Raw genomic sequence first — 19299 nt, 5'->3', positions numbered from 1 at the left:
CAATGCGGAAGCAATGCCCTTCGAGCACGATTATTCCAATGAACTCATCCGTATAAAAATTTTGTTCGGGCCCATTTGCAGACACACAAATAAAAAAAGCCTGCGCATTTCCTGCGCAGGCTTTTCGTAGCTTTGTGGCAAAAATGCTGCAACGTCTTTTTACGCGGCCAACCTCACGGTAGTGCGGCAACCGTCCATCAGGAACGACAGGCCGACGACCAGCACGAGCGAACCTTCCGCCGAGCGCGCCGTACCCGTGATGCCTTCGACGTTCAGCGCCGTCATCGGCTTGATCACCAGGTCGGCCGTGCCGTCGACGGCTTCCACCGCGATGATGTACGGCTGCGGGGCGTTGATGACGATGCCCACGCGCTCGACGCACGCCTCGTAGCCGAGCGACAGCGCCAGCGAACGCACCGGCAGCGGACGGCCCTGGTCCTTCAGCACCGGGGCGCCGCCGACCTGCATGAAGGTCTCCGGCAGTTCGACGACGCGCTCGACCACGGCCATCGGCAGGGCCAGCTGCGCGCCCGACGTCGACACGAGCATGGTCGGCACGATCGACAGTTCGATCGGCAGGCGGATCGAGAACTTCGTACCGGTACCCAGGTTCGAATCGATGCGGATCGCGCCGCGGTTCTTCTCGACGGCCGTCTTGACCACGTCCATGCCCACGCCGCGGCCCGAGACCGACGACGCCACTTCCTTGGTCGAGAAGCCCGGCAGGAACACCAGCTGGTACGCCTCGTCGTCGCTCGTCGCCTGGTTCTCGGAAATGAGACCCTTCTCCATCGCCTTCTTGCGCAGCTTGGCCGGATCCATGCCGCGGCCGTCGTCCTGCAGCACGATCATGACGCTGTTCGCTTCCTGCCACGCCTTCAGCAGGATGTAGGCCTTCGCGGGCTTGCCGTTGGCGACGCGGTCTTCCGGCGACTCGACGCCGTGGTCCAGCGCGTTGCGCAGCATGTGCACGAGCGGGTCGTACAGGCTGTCCACGACGACGCGGTCGACTTCCGTCTCGGCGCCTTCGATGGTCAGCTCGACGTCCTTGCCCAGGTCCTTCGCCAGCTCGCGTACGAGGCGCGGGAATTTCTGGAACAGGCGGCCCACCGGCTGCATGCGGGTCGCCAGCGTGGCGCGCTGCAGTTCGGCCGAGTAGCGCGACGCGCGCTCCAGCGTCTCCGTCAGCGTGGCCATCAAGGTGGCGGCCTGGCCTTCGAACTTGAACTGCGACAGGCGCTCCAGCAGCACGGCCGCCTGGTTCGCGGCCTGCACGGATTCGCCGGCCACTTCCAGCAGGGCGTCCAGCTTGACCGCGTCGATACGGATGCTCTCGTCCTTCGCGGGACCGGTGCTGGCGGGCTTGTTCTCGTTGCGGCGCTCGACGCCGTCCCAGCCCGGCTTGCCGGACGCGGCGGCGGGTGCAGCCGCTGCCGCGGCTTCCAGCGGCGCGGCAGCCGCGGGTGCAGCCACTGCCTCGACGGCGGTGCCCGGCGCGACGGCAGGCGCCTCGGCCGGGGTGTACGTGCCGGCCGGGACGACCGCCATGTACATCGCTTCCCAATCGAGACCGTCGGCGCCCGGCGCGGCCGGTGCCGGTGCGACCGCGACCGCGACCGGAGCAGCCTTCACGGGCGCGGGCGCGGCCTTCGGCGCGGGCGCGGCGTCCGTGCCGGCGATGGCGTCCTTGAGCATGCGCTCGAGATCGGCCGGCATCTGCGGCAGCTGGTCCGGCGTGGCGCCGTTGTTCAGGTCATTGAGCTGGTCGGCCACGAAGCCCGACGCCTGCAGCGACGCTTCGATCGCGCCCGGCGTGACAGGGGCGGCGCCGGTGCGCAGCGCGTCGAACAGGTTTTCCGTCAGGTGGCAGGCGGCGACGAGCGCCGGCAACCCCATGAAACCCGCGCCACCCTTGATCGTGTGGAACGAGCGGAAGACCGCGTTCAGCGTTTCCTTGTTGTCGGGATCGCGTTCGAGGTGCAGCAGATGCTCTTCGACATTCGCTGCAAGATCCATCGCCTCGACGACGAAATCCTTGAGCATTTCATCCATTAGAATCCCAGATCGGCAAGAAGGTCATCGACACTGTCCTGGTCGAGCGCCGCGGACGGCACCGACGGACCCGACATCAGTTGCTGCGGCGGCTGCGGCTGTTCCTGTGCGGCCTGTTTCTGCGCCAGTTTTTCTTTCACGTCGGGCGGTGCGCTGTCCTTCAGCAGCTGGGTCAGCTCGTTCTCGACCGTCTTGGTGATCACGACCACTTTCTTGATCAGCTGGCCGGTGATGTCCTGGAAGTCCTGCGCCATCATGATCTCGAGCAGGCGCGCCTTCTCGGCTTCGGTCGCTTCCGACACGAGCTGGGCGAACTGCTTCGAATCGCCGGCCAGGGCCTTGAACTGCTCGATCGAGAGCTTGCCGGCGAACAGGTCGTCCCAGCGGTTTTCCATGTCCTTGGCCTGCTTGGACAGCAGGTCCTGGGCCGGCATGCCGTCGTCCAGGGTGTTCAGCACCTTGTTGGCGGCCTGTTCGGTCAGGGTGGCGACGTATTCCAGGCGGTCCTGGGCGTCCACGATCTGGGACGACGCCTCGGTCAGGGCCTTGTCGTAGCCCAGCTCGCGCAGCGAGTCGTGCAGCAGGCGCACGATGCCGCCGAGGCGCTCGTACATCCCCTTGTGTTCTTCCTCGCCGCCCTCGGCCGGGGCGGCAGCGGCCGGAGCGGCCGGAGCAGGCACGACGGCCGGGGCCGGCGCGCTGGTGGCCGCGACCTGGTCGAACAGGGCCTCCAGGTCGTCGGTATCGCCGCTGTCGCCGCCGGCGGCGGGCTCGGGCGCGGGCGCCGGCGTCAGAGCGGCAGCGGGTGCGCTGGCACGCTGCGCTGCCACTTCCTCGAATAATGCGTCGAAATCGTCAGCGGCGTCGGTCATAGTCCCTGCTTCTCCATAATTTAAATGTCGCGATCATCTTTGCTGTGTGCGGTACGGCTGCCGTCATTACGCTGACGGTACAAATTCCCGACGAGTGTATCAGCGTGGTTGCCGTAGGTAAATCTTCTGAAATGCCGGAGTTGCCGATTGGTGAGTAATCTTGGCCTGTCGACAATCTTTTACAGGATTTTCTGAATATTTTCACAAAGCATGTGTTGTATTTTTTTATCGCGGAGGCATTTGTGACATCCGGTATTTGGGCGCCGAATGCCGAGCACATCCCTGAGCAAGATCAAGCATTTACATTCCGCCAAGAGGGTAAACGCGAACTACAATGAGAAGGTAGCGTGACGTGAGGGAGGACTCACCATGTACCAGAAAATTCTGATCACCACCGACGGCTCCTCGGTATCGCAGCATACCGCCTGTGCCGGCGTCAAATTCGCGCGACAGATGGGGGCCGAAGTGCTCGCCCTGTTCGTCGCGCCCGAGTACCAGTACCCCGTGTATGTCGAGATCGTGCCGCCCGCTTACCCCAGCGAAGAGGAGTACGTCCAGCAGATGAAGCGCCTCGGCGAGGAGTACATGGGCTCCATCATGCGTGCGGCGGAAGGCTGCGGCCTGAAGCACGCCTGCATGACGGCGTTTTCCGACGCGGCGGCGCTGAAGATCGTGGACGTGGCGGAACAGCAACACTGCGACCTGATCTTCATGGGGTCGCACGGCCGCAGCGGCTGGGGACAGTTGCTGCTAGGTAGCGTGACCAACAAGGTGCTGTCCCATACGACCAAGCCCGTGCTGGTGCACCGCCTGATCCGGGAGCCCGGCACCTGACGCGCCTACCGAAGTAACCGCGGCTCCGCGGCGCGCCATCGGACAGCAGGCGTTGTCCGAAAAAAAGCAACGTCAGTGTTGCTGCTGTGATATCTTTTTACCTTCATTTTACAATTGATCCCCAAGGGACATCTTATGATTCGCATTGTCATCGCCGACGACCACACGATCATGCGCGAGGGCCTCAAGCGTATCCTCGACGGCGCGCTCGACATCGAGATCGTCGGCGAAGCCATCAACGGCTTCGAAGTGCTGTCGCTGGTACGCCAGGGCGGCTTCGACCTGCTGCTGCTGGACCTGTCCATGCCGGGCCGCAGCGGCGTCGACCTGATCCGCCAGGTGCGCAGCGAAGCGCCCAAGCTCGCCATCCTGATCCTGACGATGCACGAGGAAGAGCAGTACGCCGTGCGCGCCATCCGGGCAGGCGCCCAGGGCTATCTCACCAAGGAAAGTGCCGGCACGCAGCTCGTCGGGGCGATCCGCAAGGTGGCCTCCGGCCGCCCGTACATCAGCACGGAAGTGGCCGAGCAGCTGGCGCTGAACATCATGGCGCCGAACGAACAGCTGCTGCACAAGCAGCTCTCGGATCGCGAATTCGAGGTATTCTCGCTCCTCGTGGGCGGCAAATCGATCACGGAGATCGCCAACAACCTGCATTTGTCCGTCAAGACCGTCAGTACCCACAAGACCCGCATCATGCAGAAAATGGGCATGACCTCGCTGTCCGAAATGGTCCAGTACGCGGTGGCGCATCGGCTGCTTGCGCCGATGAAAGCCTGAACGGCTACGCACGAAACAGATTTGACATTCAAGCGACACTTTTCGTGCCCTGCCCCGGCGCTTTCCGGCCATGCAGGGCCCGCCGCCCGCTCGCGTAATCCTACACGCGCCTCACTCGTGACTCCCCCTCCATCGGCAGCTTGGCAGTAAGAAAATTCCTACAAGCTGACGCTCCCTCCTACTACACATTCAGCCGTTGCTGATATTAATGCCGGACTCGTGTTGGCATACTGACTTCAGCGTTTCGACTTGCCTGCGGTCCATATCCGTATCCAGTCAGCTCTGTGGCTCCGATACCGCACTGGCACCACCGGACCGCAGCTTGGTTCTTTGAAATCCTAAACCTGGAGATGAGTATGCAGTCCCAGCTAACTTCAGAACAACGTAACGCCTCCCCGTCGACCCTGCACTCGTCACAGATGGAAGCCGGACGCCAACGCCAGGGCCGCCTCTGGTCGAACCTGAAAGAGGTCTGCGACCTGCTCCACATCCCGGCCGCCGTCTCGATGAACACCGAGGAATTGCTGTTCCAGCACGTACAGTTCAAGACAGGACAGCGCGTGCACACGATCGGCCAGGCTTTCGACACCCTGTACATCGTCAACTCCGGTTTCCTGAAAACCGTGCTGATCGACGAATTCGGCAACGAACAGGTGCTCAGCTTCCCGATGAAGGGCGACATGCTCGGCGTCGACGGCATTCACACGCGCCATTACGCGTCGGAAGCCGTCGCCCTGTCCGACTGCGACCTGATCCTCGTGCCGTTCAAGAAGCTCACCGCGCTCGGTCGCGTGCATGCCGAGCTCGAGAACCTGATGTATGGCGTGATGAGCCGCGAACTGGTGCGCGAACAGGCCATGATCGGCATGCTCGGCGCCCTGTCGGCCGAAGCGCGCGTGGCCCGTTTCCTGATCTCGCTGGCGGAACGTTTCGCCGCGATGGGGTATTCGAGCAAACTGTTCAACCTGCGCATGACGCGCCACGAGATCGGCAGCTATCTCGGCCTGACGCTCGAGACGGTCAGCCGCACCTTGTCCGCCTTTAACGAGATCGGCCTGATCACCGTCGACCAGCGCACCATCGGCATCAAGGATCCGGAAGCCCTCAAGACGCTGCGCCGCCTGCCGCCGTCGCGCTCGCGCGCCAAGCAGAACGCCAAGCTCAAGGCCGAAGCGGACAGCGCAGGCGACGGCCAGGTCCTGGCCACGGTCTGAACCGCTTCCCGCGTCAAAACGAGAAAAGCCGGTTCCTCGCGGAAGCCGGCTTTCTGTTTTCTGGGACGGACAGATCAGTCGCGCATCAGTCGCGGATCAGCACGCCATCGCTGACCTTCACGCGGTCGCCCACGCGGAAGCCCGGATTGTTTTCGTACGGGATCGTCTGCGTGGCACCGTTGGCGTAGCGCACGACGACTTCGAAGCGCTGCCGCGCATTGGCATTGCGTTCGATCTCGCGGCCCGCGATCGCGCCGCCGACGGCGCCCGCGACGGTGGCCGCCGTGCGTCCGCTGCCGCTGCCGACCTGGTTGCCCAGCAGGCCGCCCACGACGGCGCCGGCACCGGTGCCCAGGTAGCTGCCGTCGCCGCTGACCTGCACGACGTTGACGGCTTCCACCGTCGCGCAATTCGTGCAGTAACGCGCCACGCGCGGCTGGTTATTCGGATTGAGGCCCTGGCCGTTGCCGCCCGCCATCAGCGGTTGTCCCAGCGTGGCCGTCGAATAACGGCCATGGTCGCGAATCGTGGCCGTGACGGCCGCATCCGGTGCGATACGGTCGTCGCGGCGGATCGTGTACAGGCCGCTGTACTCGCCCGGCCGCACTTCCGGCAGGAAGAAGATGCCGCGCGAACCGGCGATCTGCACCTCGACCTTCGCGCCCGGCGTGCCGCGCACGGTGAATTTCAATTCGTTGCCCGGCCCGAGGTCGTCGCTGCCGCGTACGTCGAAGCGGTCCACGTGCGGCATGTTGGCCGCGGTGCGGTCGCTGCGGTCGTCACGGCCCGGTCCGCGCACGATCGATTCGGCCAGCAGGCGCGTCGTGACCATGTCGTTCACGCGCAGGTTCGCGGTGACGGCGCTGCCGGGGTTGATGCGGTCGTGCCTGCCGATCGTGTACGTGCCCTGGTAGGTGCCCGGCGACGTTTCCTGCAGGGTCAGGTTGCGCGTGGCGCCATCGATGCGCAGGGTGGCATAGCCGCCCGGCGTGCCGTACAGGTCGAAGTTCAGCTCGGTGCCCGGTTCCAGGCGCCGCACTTCGTCCACGTTGAAACCATCGATGCGGGGTGCCAGCCTGGCTGCGCGCGGATGATCCTGCGCTTGCACGGGCGTCGTCACGGTCATCGAGAGCAGAGGCAGCGCAGCCACGACGGCTGCGGCCAATGTCTGTCGGGTTTTTGCCATGGGGTCCTCCGACTTCGTCTTGTTGTCGATAAGACCAGCTTACGCCGCGCACTGGACGGGCTCGGTGCGTTAGCGAACGCTGTGCACGGCTTCCCCGGAGGTAATAAAAATGCGATCGCCTTCCTCCGGACGGATGGCGTGTCCGCCGGTAAAAGATCCGAAAGACGGCAGGATCATCCGACGCGGGCCTAGGACGAAGCACGGCAGCCGCAGGGCATCGAAACGTGTCGCCAAGACATACACTGGATGCACGTGCCCCGCCAGCACATAACCGGGCGCGTCCAGGTCCGGGTGGTGGCAGAACGACAGCGGGCCCACCGTGTACGGCTCGTCGACGAGGTCGATGCCGAGCGCGTCGGCCGGGTCGCCCGCATGCTTGTCGTGGTTGCCGCGCACGAGCGTCAGCACGAGGTCGCAGCGCCGCCGGCGCCATGCGAGCAGCGCGGCCTGCGTGCCCGCCGCGTGCGCCGCGCGCGCATGCAGGAAGTCGCCGAGGAACAGCACGTGGTTCGCGCCCGTCGCGTCGATGAGGGCGTCGAGGGCGTCGAGGTTTTCCGTCGTCGTCCCGCGCGGCACGGGGATGCCGAACGAGCGGAACGCGGCCGCCTTGCCGAAGTGGATGTCGGCGATGGCCAGCAGTTTTTCGCGCGGCCAGTATACGGCTTTCTGCGGCAGCAGCACGAGCTGCTCGCCGGCGGCGTCGACCGTGACACTGGTCATGCCCCGGCCGCCTTTTCCAGTTCCCGCACCATGCGCGCGACGCGGTCCGCCAGCTTTTCCGTGCTGACCTTTTCGCGGAAGCGCTCGACCATCAGCGGAAAACCGAACGGCGTGGCGCGCTTCACCTCGCGGAAGGCGATACGGCGCGCGTGCAGTTCGACGAGCGTGTCGCGCAGCCGCGTGAGCTCCAGTTCCTGCTCCAGCACTTCGCGCTCGGCCTGCGTGAGCAGCAGGTTGCCACTGTCGTGCTTGCGGAAGACTTCGAAGAACAGCGATGACGACGCCTGCACCTGGCGCATGGATTTGTGCTGGCCCGGATACCCCTGGAAGATGAGCCCCGCGATGCGCGCCACTTCGCGGAAGCGCTGCTGCGACAACTGCGTCGCGTTCAGGCTGTCCAGCACGTCCTCGAGCAGGTGCGACGTGTCGAACAGGCCGACGTCGGTGCCCGTCTCCGCAGCGAACACGGTCGCCCAGTCGACGGCTTCGGGCGCCAGCAGCTCGAACCCGTAATCGTTGACGGCGATGGAAAAGGTGCTCGGCATGACGCGCCCGACGCGGTACGCGAACAGCGATGCGAGCCCCGTGTGCACGGCGCGTCCCGCGAACGGGTACACGAACAGGTGATAGCCCTCGCGGCTCTTCATGCTTTCCACGACGAGCACGTCGCTGTCGGGCAGCGCCGACCAGCGGGCCTGGATCTCCAGCAGCGGCTGCAGCGCGCGCATTTCCGGCCCGTCGTAGATGCCCTCCCCGGCGAGTTTCAGTTCTTCGAGCGCCGCGTGCGCGAGCTCGGACGACAGCGGCATCTTGGTGCCCTGCCAGCGGCTGACGGCGCCGCGCGTCGATTCCGAGCGCTTCACGTACGCCGTCATCTCGTGCACGCGCACGAGTTCCAGGATGCGGCCGGAGAACAGGAAGTGGTCGCCCGGCTTCATGCGCCCGATGAACGATTCCTCCACGCTGCCGATGCGGCCGCCGCTCACGTACTTCACCTGCATCTGCGCGTCCGACACGATGGTGCCGATCCCCATGCGGTGGCGCCGGCCGATCTTCACGTCGGGCACGCGGTAGACGCCCTCCTCGTCCGGCAGCACGCGCTTGTACTCCGGATAGACCGTCAGGCTCTGGCCGCCGCGCGCGACGAAATCCAGCGCCCACTGCCATTCTTCCGGCGTGAGGTGGCGGTACGACCACGCGCTTTTCACTTCCTCGTAAAACGCTTCGGAACGGAATCCGCCGCCCAGCGCGACGGTGACGAGGTGCTGCACGAGCACGTCGAACGGCTTGTTCGGCACTTGTCTGGCCTCGATGCGGCGCGTGGCGACGGCGCGCTTGGCGCCCGCCGCTTCCAGCAATTCCAGGCTGTTCGTCGGCACGAGCGTCACGCGCGAGATGCGCCCCGGCGCGTGGCCGCTGCGCCCCGCGCGCTGCAGCAGGCGCGCGATGCCTTTCGCGCTGCCGACCTGCAGCACGCGCTCGACGGGTAAAAAATCGACGCCCAGGTCCAGGCTCGCCGTGCACACGACGGCTTTCAGGTCGCCGCGCTTGAGGCCCGTCTCGACCCATTCGCGCACCTCGCGGTCGAGCGAGCCGTGATGCAGCGCGACGAGGCCGGCCCAGTCCGGGCGTGCCTCGATGATGTTCTGGTACCACAACTCCGACTGCGAGCGCGTGTTCGTGAAGACCAGCGTCGCGGCGTGCTGCTCGATCTCGTCGATCACCGGCTGCAGCATCTGCAGGCCCAGGTGGCCTGCCCACGGAAAGCGCGCCACGCCCTGGGGCACGAGGCAGTCGACGACGATCTGTTTTTTCAGGTCGCCTTCGACGAGCACGCCGGCTTCCGGATCGCCCAGCAGCACGCCGCGCGCTTCGGCGAGATTGCCCATCGTCGCGGACAGGCCCCAGACGACGAGACCGGGATTCCAGCGCCGCAGCCGCGCCAGCGCGAGCTGCACCTGCACGCCGCGCTTGCTCCCCATCAGCTCATGCCACTCGTCGATGATGATCATGTCCAGGTGCCTGAACTGGTCGCGCGCGGCCGCGTGCGACAGCAGCAGCGACAGGCTTTCCGGTGTCGTGATCAGCGCACCGGGCAGCGACTTGGACTGGCGCGCGCGCTCGGCCGCGCCCGTGTCGCCCGTGCGCGCGCCGATCGACCACGTGCCGATGACGTCCGGGCTCGCGGCGCCCAGTTCGGCCGCCGCCACTTCCAGCGACCGCTGCGTGTCCGCCGCCAGCGCGCGCATCGGCGTGATCCACAGCACGCGCAGGCCCGTGTTTGCGCGCCGGGTACGATTCGCGCCACGCAGCAGCGCCGCGAACCACACGGCGTACGTCTTGCCGGCACCCGTGTTCGCATGCAGCAGGCCCGATTCGCCCGCCAACGCGGCCTTCCACACCGCGCGCTGGAACGGAAAGATCTTCCAGCCGCGCGATGCGAACCACGCGTCGACGGCCGCTTCCGCCTGGGTCCTGGTCATGGCGTGACGGCTCCCAGCAGGCCTTTCAACGTATCGAGCGTATCCGCCTCGTCGACGGGCTTGTCGTCGCGCCGCCGCAGGATGCGGGGAAAGCGCACGGCGATGCCCGCCTTGTGACGCGTGGACAGCGCGATGCCTTCGAAGCCGATTTCGAACACCATCGTCGGCTTCACGGACCGCACGGGCCCGAATTTTTCCACCGTCGTCTTGCGGATGATGTTGTCGACCTGCGCGATTTCCGCATCCGTGAGGCCGGAATATGCTTTCGCGAACGGAACGAGCTTGCGCGCCTCGCCCTCGCCATCCCACACGGCGAACGTGTAATCCGTGTACAGCGACGCGCGCCGCCCGCTGCCCGCCTGCGCATAGATCAGCACCGCGTCGACGGCGTACGGGTCGATCTTCCACTTCCACCACGTGCCCACGTCCTTCGTGCGGCCTACGCCGTACTGCGCGTTCCGTGCTTTCAGCATCATCCCCTCGACCCCGCGCGCCCGCGATTCCGCGCGCAGCTTGCCGAGATCGTCCCAGCTGTCAGCCGTCACGAGCGGCGAGATGCGCAGCTGCGGTCGCGCCGCGCCCGTGACGAGCGTCTCGAGCAGCGCGCGCCGTTCGTGCTGGGGCAGCGCGCGCGTGTCGACACCGTCCAGTTCCAGCAGGTCGTACGCGAGCAGCACCGCGGGCAGCTCGGCCAGCAGTTTCGCGGACAACGTCTTGCGGCCGATGCGCTTCTGCAGGTCGGCGAACGGTGCCGGCGAATCGCCCGTCGTCCAGATCAGTACCTCGCCGTCGATCACGGTGCCTTCCGGCAGGGATAGACTCGCGAGCTCCGGGAAGCGCTCCGTGATCAGGTCCTCGCCGCGCGACCACAGGTAGTTCTGGCCGCCGCGCCGCACGAGTTGCGCGCGGATGCCGTCGTACTTCCATTCGACCTGCCAGTCGCCCATGTCGCCCAACGCAGCAGGCTCGCCCTGCAGCTGGTGGGCGAGGAAGAAGGGGTAAGGCTGGCCGCCGCGCAGCTGGTGCTCGTTGTCCGTCTGCGCCGCGATCAGTTGCAGGAAGCCCGTCGCCGTCGGCTTGACACGGCCATCCGTCCAGCCCATCAGGCGCTGCGCGATCAGCTTCGAATCGACCGCGGCGATGGACGCCAGCGCGCGCGTGACGAGCAGCTTCGACACGCCCACGCGAAAGCCGCCGCCGATCAGCTTCACGAACAGGAAGCGTTCGCGCCACGTCAGTTCGTCCCAGTACGAGAACAGCGCTTCCCGGATCGTGCCCGGATCGGCACCGCGCAACGGGCCGATGCGCTCTTCCATCCACACGGCCAGGCCGACATCGCTGTGGCGCTTGGGCGGCGGCAGGATGTGGGCGATGGTCTCGGCCATGTCGCCGACGGCCGCATACGATTCGTCGAACAGCCACTCGTCGAGGCCCGCGTATTCGATGGCGTACTGGCGCATGAGTTTACTCGGCACGGCCTGGCGCGGCTTGCCGCCCGCGAGGAAGTACACGGCCCAGGCGGCGTTTTCCGGGGCGGCGCTGGCAAAGTAGTTCTGCAGCGCCTCGAGCTTGCGGTTGGTGGCGGTGGTTTCGTCGAGTTCGGCGTACAGGCGGGCGAATTCACGCATCCTTCGCCTCCTCCACCGGCTCACCCGGCGTGGCCGTCACGGCTTCGTCATCCTCCTCGCCGTATTCCGTGTCGAACGCTTTCGCATCGAGGCCGATCTGGCACAGCCAGCGCACCATCACGGGAATCGAGCCGTGCGTGACGATCACCTGCTGCGCACCGGTGGCGTGGATCGCGTCCAGCAGGCCGGGCCAGTCGGCGTGGTCGGACAACACGAAACCGCGGTCGACGCCGCGCCGCCGGCGTGCCCCGCGCAGCAGCATCCAGCCGCTGGCGAAGGCGTCGGAATAGTCGCCGAAGCGGCGCGTCCACGGCGAGCCGGATGCGGACGGCGGCGCCAGCACGAGCGCCTTTTTCAGGTCCGCCTTGTCCGTCTCGCTGACGAGCTGCGTGTGCGGCAGGACCACGCCGCCCTCGCGGTAGATGCGGTTCAAAGGCTCGACGGCGCCGTGGCAGACGATGGGCCCGACAGAAGGGTCCAACCCACAGAGCAGGCGCTGCGCCTTGCCGAACGCATAGGCATACAGGATGCTCGTGCGGCCTTCATCGGCATTGCGGCGCCACCAGCGGTTGATGTCGTCGAAGACTTCCTGCTGCGGGTCCCAGCGGTAGATCGGCAGGCCGAACGTGGATTCCGTGATGAAGGTGTGGCAGCGCACGGCCTCGAACGGGGCGCACGTGGCGTCCGGCTCGACCTTGTAGTCGCCCGACGCGACCCAGATCTCGCCCTGGTGCTCCATCCGGACCTGGGCGGAGCCGAGCACGTGCCCCGCCGGGTGCAGCGAGATCGTCACGCCGTTGTGGACGACCTTGTCGCCGTATTCGAGGCCCTCGATGTTGATGTCCTGGCCGAGGCGCGACTTCAGGATGCCGACACTTTGCTGCGAGGCCAGGTAGTGCTTGTGGCCCCAGCGCGCATGGTCGCCGTGGGCATGGGTGATGACGGCCCGGTCGACCGGCCGCCACGGGTCGATATAGAACTGGCCCGGCACACAGTACAGGCCTTCCTTCCTTACGATGACCATGTCGCCCATGCGTTCGGCGTCCTCCTTGTTACGCTGGCGTCACGAAATCGGCGAGGAACGCGCGCTGCTCGCCGTCCGGGAATTCGATGTGGACCTGGTCCCCGGCCACGGACAGCACGACGCCTTCGCCATACTTCGGCACCGTCACGCGCGCGCCCGCGTCGAACGCGGGGCCGGCCGGCGCGTCTGCGTCCGGTTCGCGGTCGAACTCGTCGTCGCGGATGTCGATATCTTCCGTCAGCACGGCGGCCGGCGGGTTCAGGCAGTTGTCGCAGCGGCAGCACTTCTCGAAGCCTTCGACCTCGTCGCCGAAATAATCGAGCAGCAGCTTCCAGCGGCAGAAACCGCTCACGGCATACGATACCATCTGTTCGAGCGCTTCCTTGTCGCGCTCCTGCTTCTGGCGATACACCTCGGCCATCGCCGCGAACAGTTTATCCTCGGGCGACGCGCTGCCGGGCAGGTACGCGAGCTTGCGGTTCTGGCGCAGCAGCTTCGCATCCTTCAGCAGTTTCAAACACACCTTCAGGTGCGGCCCCGCCAGCTCGCCGGCTACGTCATCCACGCGATCCGGCGTCGCCGTCTCGTTTTCCGTGAGCGCGTGCACGGCCTCGTACACGGCGCGGATCTCGTCCGCCGTCGGGTAGTGTTTCACGAGGAAGAACTGCTGCACGCGCTTGTCGTCCTGCAGGAACAGCAGGGTGCAGCTGGCGTCCTGGCCGTCGCGGCCCGCGCGGCCCGATTCCTGGTAGTAGGCTTCCAGGTTCGCGGGGATCTGCAGGTGGATGACAAAGCGCGTGTCGGGCTTGTCGATGCCCATCCCGAACGCGTTCGTCGCCACCATCACGCGCCGTTCGTCGTTCATGAACAGGTCCTGGTTCGCCTTGCGCTCGCTGGCTGCCAGCTTGCCGTGGTAGAGCGTGACGGATTCGCCGGCGTCCAGCAGCACCTGGTGCATCTCCTCGGCCATCTTGACGGTGGCTGCGTAGACGATGCCCGTGCCTGCCGTCTCGCGCACGAGGCGCAGCGCCTCCTGCAGTTTCTCGTCCGGGTTCGTCACCTGCACGACGGCGTACTGCAGGTTCGGCCGGTAGATGCCTGTGTTGATGACGTTCATCCGCGGGCGATTGAGTTGGCGGCCGATGTCGTCAACGACGTCTTCCGTCGCGGTGGCCGTCAGCGCCAGCACGGGCGGGCGGCCCAGCGCCTCGATCGCGCCGGCCATCTCGAGGTAGGCCGGGCGGAAGTCATGGCCCCATTGCGAGATGCAGTGGGCTTCGTCGACGACGACGAGGGCGATGTTCACGGCCTTCAGCACGTCGACGAATTCGGGCATGACGAGGCGCTCGGGCGTGCAGAACACGATCTCGCAGCGGCCCTCCGCGATCGCGGCCAATGCGTTCCTCTCCTCTTCCGCCGACAGGCTGCTGTTGACCTGCTCGGCGCGGATACCGAGTTCCCCGAGCTTTTCCAGCTGGTCTTTCATCAGCGAGATCAGCGGCGAGACGACGACCGTCATGCCGTCCAGGATGCGGGCGGGGATCTGGTAGCACAGCGATTTACCGCTGCCGGTCGGCATGATCGCCAGCGTGTCCCTGCCATCGAGGACGCTGTCGATCACGCGTTGCTGGCCGTCGCGCAGGTGTTCGATGCCGAACACCGTATGCAGCAGGCGGCGAATGGTGTTGCGGCGTACCGCGAGCACACCCTTGTGGAGGAGTTTGGGATCGTGTGTGGTCATGATGATGCCAATGTAAGCCTGAGCACGGCCACACACCATAGGACGCAACCTACAGCCACCGTAGGAGGCTATGCACGAGCGACCCCATGCGGTCAGACAGAGCGACGAGGTTTATTCCTACAGGTTGACGGATTGCCAGCCGATAGTTTCTCTAAAGAACGCGTTCTAAGATGACATCAACATCAACACGACAGCAATCCGCATTCGGAGGTTCATCATGGTCCGCTTCCTGCCCGCTCCCTTTACCGCAGCCTGGCTCGCGCTCACGAGCGCGGCGACGTGGCTCCTGTGCGAAACCGATGCATTGAATGGCTTCGCGCCGCTGTTTTACCACTGAAGAAGCCACGTATCCTCTCGTTGTCGTCCGTATCATTTGTTACAAATTGACAGTTGAACAGTATGAGGAGGTCGCCATACCTGAGCCAGGAGGACTCATCATGAAGTACGCCCTGATTTACGACGATGACGCGGCCGCACGCCGCCACAGTGCCACCCTGCTCAAGTCGCTCGGCTACGTTGTCGCCCAGACGACGACGGCGCAGGCGACGCTGAACGCCATGCAGGCGCTGCACTTCGACGTGATCCTCACCTCCAGCGCGCACGCCGCCGGCGACCGGCGCTCGCTGCCCGGCGAACTCTCCCGCCTTGCGCCCGACACCCCCACGATCCTGCTGCTCGACGAGGACGAACCCTTCCCGCCGCTGTATCACGCGTTCAGCGCCACCGTCACGAAACCGGTCACCGTGCGCGCGCTGCGCCATGCGCTGGAGTTCGGGCTGGACGGTACGGGCGCCCATCCGGTCCCCTCTCGCCCCCACTTGGAGCGGCGCGACGGCCAGCGGCGCCGGCACACGCGCGACATGGCCTCCACCCGGTTGGCATAAATACAATTTGTGAATTATTGCTAACAATCTTTGGTTTGATCAGGCATCCACCGAGGCATAAGATAGTTGCCATAAAATGTTATCGCAAACATAATTTTGTGAAATAACAGTAAATAACAATAATCGGAGGAGATATGCCGCACACCCTGATCCCGCAGCGCCGACCGCGTCCTCCCTCTCGTCCCGCCCCGCGCTGAACGCGCGCCCCGACAGTCCGCATTTTTTCACGATGATCCTGTGCCCTCACAGCGGGCACGGGCGTCGCTCGTCCTGCCCGCCGGCGATCCCGGCACGGGTCCGCAGTAAAAGCAGCACACGCAGTGAACTCCGGGCCGCCCCCGCCCGGCAATCAACCCGAACCACGGAGATGTTCATGCCCCATGCTTTTTCGCGCACCACCCGCCGCGCCGCGTCGGCGATCGTCCTGTTGTCCGCCTTTGCCGCCGGCGCGTCCGCGCAGACGGTCGCCATCAACCCGGCCACGACGTACCAGACCGTGCGCGGCTTCGGCGGCTTCAGCGGCGCCGGCTGGGCGGCGGAGCTGACCGCTGCCCAGGTCGACGCCGCGTTCGGCACCGGCACGGGTCAGATCGGCCTGTCCATCATGCGCCTGCGCATCGATCCGGACCCAAGCAAGTGGTCCACGCAACTGGCGTCCGCGCAGCTCGCCAAGGCGAAGGGCGCCATCCTGTTCGGGACGCCGTGGACGCCGCCGGCGAACATGAAGACGAACAACAGCCTGGTCCAGGGAAGCCTGTTGCCGAGCCGCTACGGCGACTACACCACGCACCTGCTGAACTTCGCGAGCACGATGCAGGCCGGCGGCGCCGCGCTGTACGCCATCTCGATCCAGAACGAACCCGACTTCGCCCCGGACTACGAAAGCTGCCTGTGGAACTCGCAGCAATTCATCGATTACCTGTCGAGCCAGGGGTCGCGCTTCGGGACCTACAAGGTGATCGCGGGCGAGTCCGCCACCTTCTACAAGCCGCTCACCGATCCCATCCTGGGCAGCGCGACGGCCGCGCCGCAGTTCGACATCGTCGGCGGCCACCTGTACGGCGTGAACCCGAGCGACTATTCCCTCGCCCGCGCGAAGGGCAAGGAGGTGTGGATGACGGAGCACTTCACCGACAGCACGTCCAGCGCCAACGACTGGTCGAAGGCGATGCCGGTGGCGCTGGAACTGCACAACAGCATGGTGGCCAACTACAGCGCCTACGTGTGGTGGACCATCCGCCGCTCCTACGGCCTGCTGACGGAGGACGGCAACGTCAGCAAGCGCGGCTACATCATGGCGCAGTTCGCGAAATACGTCCGCCCCGGTTCCGTGCGCGTCGCCGCGACGGAAAAACCGTATGCCGACGTCTTTGTCACCGCCTACAAGAACACCGCCGGCAAGCTGGTCGTCGTGGCCATCAACAACGGCACGTCGCAGCGCCAGCTGCAGTTGCAGGTCGGCAGCGCCGCCCCCGGCTTCACGAAATACCGCACCACGTCGACCGACAACACGGGCTATGCGGGCCAGTACACGGTGACGGGCGGGGTCGCGACCGCGTGGATCGATCCCGGCAGCGTCAACACTTTTGTAAGTCAGTAAGTCAATAAAACCCACCAGGAGGAGATGAGTCATGTTGAAACAACGTTTACTACGATGGAGCCTGCCTTTGCTCGCGATGTCCGCACTCCCCGCGGCCGTCGCGCAGACGGTCGCCATCGATCCCGCGACGACCTACCAGGTCATCCGCGGGTTCGGCGGGCATAACGGCGCGGGCTGGATCGCCGACCTCACGCCGGCGCAGGTCGACACCGCGTTCGGCACGGGACAGGGCCAGATCGGCCTGACGATCATGCGGATGCGCATCGACGCGTCCAGCACCGCGTGGGCCACGCAGCTGCCGACGGCGAAGCTGGCGAAGGCCAAGGGCGTCACCCTGTTCGCCACGCCGTGGACGCCGCCGCCGTACATGAAGACGTCGAACGCCATCGCGCACGGCAGCCTGATCCCGAGCTACTACCCGGACTACGCCACGCACCTGCTGGGCTTCGCGGACTACATGCGCACCAACGGCGCCCAGCTGTACGGCATCTCCGTGCAGAACGAGCCGGACTGGGATCCGGACTACGAAGGCTGCACGTGGACGTCGGCCCAGTTCATCGACTTCATCAAGTCGCAGGGCCCGCGCTTCGCCGGCCTCAAGCTGATGGCGCCGGAATCGCTGGGCATGCGCAAGGTGCTGTCCGATCCGATCCTGAACGACGCCGGCGCGGCGGCCCAGCTCTCGATCGTGGCGGGCCATCTGTACGGCACGACGCCCAGTGACTACCCGCTCGCGCGCGCCAAGGGCAAGGAGGTGTGGATGACGGAGCACTACACGGACAGTACGTCGGACGCCAACGACTGGGCGAAGGCGATGCCCGTCGCGATCGAGGTCCACCGGAGCATGGCCGCGAACTACAGCGCGTACGTGTGGTGGTACATCCGCCGGTTCTACGGGCTGATCACGGAAGACGGCAACGTCAGCAAGCGCGGCTGGATCATGTCGCAGTACGCGAAATTCGTGCGGCCTGGCTACGTGCGCATCGGCGCCACGCAGAATCCCTACCCGGACGTGTACGTGACCGCGTACAAGGGCGGCGACGGCAAGGTCGTCGTCGTGGCGGTCAACAACGGCACGGCCCAGCGCCGCGTCGACCTGACGTTCGGCAGCGGCGCGCCCCGCACCCTGCAGCGCTATGTCACGTCGGCCGCCGCGAACGAGAGTTACGCCGGCGACTACCCGGTCATCGCGGGCGGCGCCAGCGCCGACCTGGAACCGTCCAGCATCAGCACCTTCGTGAGCCAGCCGGCCGTCGCCGACCTCACCGGCAGCGTGAAGATCGTGCAGGGCGGCCTGACGGCGAACCGCTTCACGGGCCAGTTCAGCGGCACGGTGTCGTTCACGAATACGACGGGCGCGACGCTCACGGCATCGACGCTGCGCCTCGTGCTGGAAGGCCTGACGCCCGGCGTCACGCTCGACAACAAACAGGGTGACGTGAACGGCGTCCCGTACATCGCGCTGCCCGTGAACCAGCTCGCGCCCGGCGCCACCGTCACCGTGACGACGACGTTCGGCAACCCATCGAAAGGCGCCATCGCCTACACCCCGAAACTCCAAGGCATCACGTTCTGAAAGACTTCGCCATGATCAAGCACCTGACCTCCTTCTTCACACGCGCCCTGCTGGCGCTGGCCCTCGCCGGCGGCGCGAACACGGCGTTCGCCGGGCCGATGTATCACTTCACCGTCGACACGACGAACCTGACGGGCACCGGCTATCTCGACCTGACGTTCGCGGCCCTCGCTGGCGCGACGCCGGCGACGGCCACGCTGACCCATTTCACGGGCGCGTTCGGCGGCACTGCGCTGCCGACGGGCGACGTCGGCGGCGACATCGGCACCGCGGTCACGCTCGGCAACGGGCAGACATTCAACGAACTACTGCAGGCGGTGACGTTCGGCGGCCTGCTCGGCTTCGACGCCGCGTTCGACATCGCGCCCGGCGGCACGATCGGCACCGGCTTCGGGATCGCCCTGGTGAATGCGGCGCTCGACAACTACGTGCCGGGCACGATGGGCAACGTCGCGTCGATCGACCTGATGCCGGGCGCACCCGCCACGGTCTGGGCCGACGCCGCGTTCGTGACCGCCACGAAGGTGCCGGAGCCGGCCGGCCTGCCCGTGTTCGCGACAGGCTGCGTGCTGGCCGCCCTGGCGCTGCGGCGCCGGAACCGGGGTCAGAGCCCGAATTTGGGAAATTGATCAAAACCGGGCTCTGACCCCGGTTTTTGGAAACAAAAAAGCCCGGGCGGTTTTCCGTCCGGGCTTTGATGTGACG

At 65.9% G+C, this 19299-nt stretch carries 15 protein-coding genes; 7 read left to right on the top strand and 8 right to left on the bottom strand.

What is annotated here, in order from left to right; genetic code table 11:
- Positions 1-159: 159 nt before the first annotated feature.
- Together ASD28_RS28635 and ASD28_RS28630 are read right to left on the bottom strand one after the other, a co-directional pair.
- Positions 160-2052, bottom strand: coding sequence for a chemotaxis protein CheA (locus ASD28_RS28635; RefSeq protein WP_056136698.1), 1893 nt, complete (start codon positions 2050-2052; stop codon positions 160-162).
- Positions 2052-2924: a protein phosphatase CheZ gene (locus ASD28_RS28630; RefSeq protein WP_056136696.1), complete on the bottom strand. Its 873-nt coding sequence runs from the start codon at positions 2922-2924 to the stop codon at positions 2052-2054. The genes ASD28_RS28635 and ASD28_RS28630 overlap by 1 nt, the downstream gene beginning before the upstream one ends.
- A gap of 369 nt (positions 2925-3293) precedes the next feature.
- On the opposite strand from ASD28_RS28630, the gene ASD28_RS28625 reads away from it, so the two are divergent.
- From ASD28_RS28625 to ASD28_RS28615, 3 genes are all read left to right on the top strand, one after another.
- The gene (locus tag ASD28_RS28625; protein ID WP_056136694.1) at positions 3294-3758 is read left to right on the top strand and encodes a universal stress protein; all 465 of its coding nucleotides are present in this window, start codon (positions 3294-3296) and stop codon (positions 3756-3758) included.
- Between the two features lie 135 nt (positions 3759-3893).
- On the top strand, positions 3894-4538 hold the full coding sequence (locus tag ASD28_RS28620) for a response regulator transcription factor (RefSeq protein ID WP_036232923.1): 645 nt from the start codon (positions 3894-3896) through the stop codon (positions 4536-4538).
- Positions 4539-4957: 419 nt separating this feature from the next.
- Positions 4958-5752, top strand: coding sequence for a Crp/Fnr family transcriptional regulator (locus tag ASD28_RS28615; protein WP_056136692.1), 795 nt, complete (start codon positions 4958-4960; stop codon positions 5750-5752).
- A gap of 85 nt (positions 5753-5837) precedes the next feature.
- Here the strand turns inward: ASD28_RS28615 and ASD28_RS28610 are convergent, their stop codons facing one another.
- The 6 genes from ASD28_RS28610 to ASD28_RS28585 all read right to left on the bottom strand — a co-directional run bounded on the left by ASD28_RS28610 (position 5838) and on the right by ASD28_RS28585 (position 14534).
- Positions 5838-6938: a glycine zipper 2TM domain-containing protein gene (locus ASD28_RS28610; RefSeq protein ID WP_082577192.1), complete on the bottom strand. Its 1101-nt coding sequence runs from the start codon at positions 6936-6938 to the stop codon at positions 5838-5840.
- A gap of 69 nt (positions 6939-7007) precedes the next feature.
- Entirely contained in the window at positions 7008-7658 is a 651-nt protein-coding gene (pdeM, locus tag ASD28_RS28605) for a ligase-associated DNA damage response endonuclease PdeM (RefSeq protein ID WP_056136689.1), read from the bottom strand.
- Positions 7655-10141 (bottom strand): ligase-associated DNA damage response DEXH box helicase, encoded by a 2487-nt coding sequence (locus tag ASD28_RS28600; RefSeq protein ID WP_056136688.1) that lies wholly within the window; start codon positions 10139-10141, stop codon positions 7655-7657. Before ASD28_RS28600 ends, pdeM begins: the two co-directional genes overlap by 4 nt.
- The gene (locus ASD28_RS28595) at positions 10138-11769 is read right to left on the bottom strand and encodes an ATP-dependent DNA ligase (RefSeq protein ID WP_056136686.1); all 1632 of its coding nucleotides are present in this window, start codon (positions 11767-11769) and stop codon (positions 10138-10140) included. Before ASD28_RS28595 ends, ASD28_RS28600 begins: the two co-directional genes overlap by 4 nt.
- Positions 11762-12802, bottom strand: coding sequence for a ligase-associated DNA damage response exonuclease (locus ASD28_RS28590; protein ID WP_056136684.1), 1041 nt, complete (start codon positions 12800-12802; stop codon positions 11762-11764). The genes ASD28_RS28595 and ASD28_RS28590 overlap by 8 nt, the downstream gene beginning before the upstream one ends.
- A 19-nt stretch (positions 12803-12821) precedes the next feature.
- Positions 12822-14534: an ATP-dependent DNA helicase RecQ gene (locus tag ASD28_RS28585; protein WP_056136682.1), complete on the bottom strand. Its 1713-nt coding sequence runs from the start codon at positions 14532-14534 to the stop codon at positions 12822-12824.
- Positions 14535-14971: 437 nt separating this feature from the next.
- Here ASD28_RS28585 and ASD28_RS28580 point away from each other — a divergent pair, with 437 nt between their 5' ends.
- From ASD28_RS28580 to ASD28_RS28565, 4 genes are all read left to right on the top strand, one after another.
- Positions 14972-15418 carry a response regulator gene (locus tag ASD28_RS28580; protein WP_056136681.1) on the top strand — a complete coding sequence of 149 codons (447 nt, stop codon included), beginning with the start codon at positions 14972-14974 and terminating at the stop codon, positions 15416-15418.
- 373 nt (positions 15419-15791) lie between these two features.
- Positions 15792-17018: a glycoside hydrolase family 30 beta sandwich domain-containing protein gene (locus tag ASD28_RS28575; protein WP_056136922.1), complete on the top strand. Its 1227-nt coding sequence runs from the start codon at positions 15792-15794 to the stop codon at positions 17016-17018.
- Between the two features lie 31 nt (positions 17019-17049).
- On the top strand, positions 17050-18594 hold the full coding sequence (locus ASD28_RS28570) for a glycoside hydrolase family 30 beta sandwich domain-containing protein (RefSeq protein ID WP_082577191.1): 1545 nt from the start codon (positions 17050-17052) through the stop codon (positions 18592-18594).
- A gap of 11 nt (positions 18595-18605) precedes the next feature.
- Entirely contained in the window at positions 18606-19223 is a 618-nt protein-coding gene (locus ASD28_RS28565; RefSeq protein ID WP_056136678.1) for an NF038129 family PEP-CTERM protein, read from the top strand.
- The last annotated feature ends 76 nt before the right edge of the window (positions 19224-19299 follow it).

The organism is Massilia sp. Root133, assembly GCF_001426525.1.
Classification (GTDB): Bacteria; Pseudomonadota; Gammaproteobacteria; order Burkholderiales; family Burkholderiaceae_D; genus Telluria; species Telluria orientalis.
Note: the sequence above shows the minus strand (reverse complement) of the source record. Positions and strands in the feature narration are given on the sequence as shown.

What these genes read in the sequence shown, in the direction of transcription:
- ASD28_RS28615 (WP_056136692.1), top strand. Translation starts at nt 4,958, where the DNA reads ATGGAAGCCGGACGCCAACGCCAGGGCCGCCTCTGGTCGAACCTGAAA.
- pdeM (WP_056136689.1), bottom strand. Translation starts at nt 7,658, where the DNA reads ATGACCAGTGTCACGGTCGACGCCGCCGGCGAGCAGCTCGTGCTGCTG.
- ASD28_RS28595 (WP_056136686.1), bottom strand. Translation starts at nt 11,769, where the DNA reads ATGCGTGAATTCGCCCGCCTGTACGCCGAACTCGACGAAACCACCGCC.
- ASD28_RS28630 (WP_056136696.1), bottom strand. Translation starts at nt 2,924, where the DNA reads ATGACCGACGCCGCTGACGATTTCGACGCATTATTCGAGGAAGTGGCA.
- ASD28_RS28570 (WP_082577191.1), top strand. Translation starts at nt 17,050, where the DNA reads ATGTTGAAACAACGTTTACTACGATGGAGCCTGCCTTTGCTCGCGATG.
- ASD28_RS28625 (WP_056136694.1), top strand. Translation starts at nt 3,294, where the DNA reads ATGTACCAGAAAATTCTGATCACCACCGACGGCTCCTCGGTATCGCAG.
- ASD28_RS28620 (WP_036232923.1), top strand. Translation starts at nt 3,894, where the DNA reads ATGATTCGCATTGTCATCGCCGACGACCACACGATCATGCGCGAGGGC.
- ASD28_RS28585 (WP_056136682.1), bottom strand. Translation starts at nt 14,534, where the DNA reads ATGACCACACACGATCCCAAACTCCTCCACAAGGGTGTGCTCGCGGTA.
- ASD28_RS28600 (WP_056136688.1), bottom strand. Translation starts at nt 10,141, where the DNA reads ATGACCAGGACCCAGGCGGAAGCGGCCGTCGACGCGTGGTTCGCATCG.
- ASD28_RS28590 (WP_056136684.1), bottom strand. Translation starts at nt 12,802, where the DNA reads ATGGGCGACATGGTCATCGTAAGGAAGGAAGGCCTGTACTGTGTGCCG.
- ASD28_RS28565 (WP_056136678.1), top strand. Translation starts at nt 18,606, where the DNA reads ATGATCAAGCACCTGACCTCCTTCTTCACACGCGCCCTGCTGGCGCTG.
- ASD28_RS28575 (WP_056136922.1), top strand. Translation starts at nt 15,792, where the DNA reads ATGCCCCATGCTTTTTCGCGCACCACCCGCCGCGCCGCGTCGGCGATC.
- ASD28_RS28610 (WP_082577192.1), bottom strand. Translation starts at nt 6,938, where the DNA reads ATGGCAAAAACCCGACAGACATTGGCCGCAGCCGTCGTGGCTGCGCTG.
- ASD28_RS28580 (WP_056136681.1), top strand. Translation starts at nt 14,972, where the DNA reads ATGAAGTACGCCCTGATTTACGACGATGACGCGGCCGCACGCCGCCAC.
- ASD28_RS28635 (WP_056136698.1), bottom strand. Translation starts at nt 2,052, where the DNA reads ATGGATGAAATGCTCAAGGATTTCGTCGTCGAGGCGATGGATCTTGCA.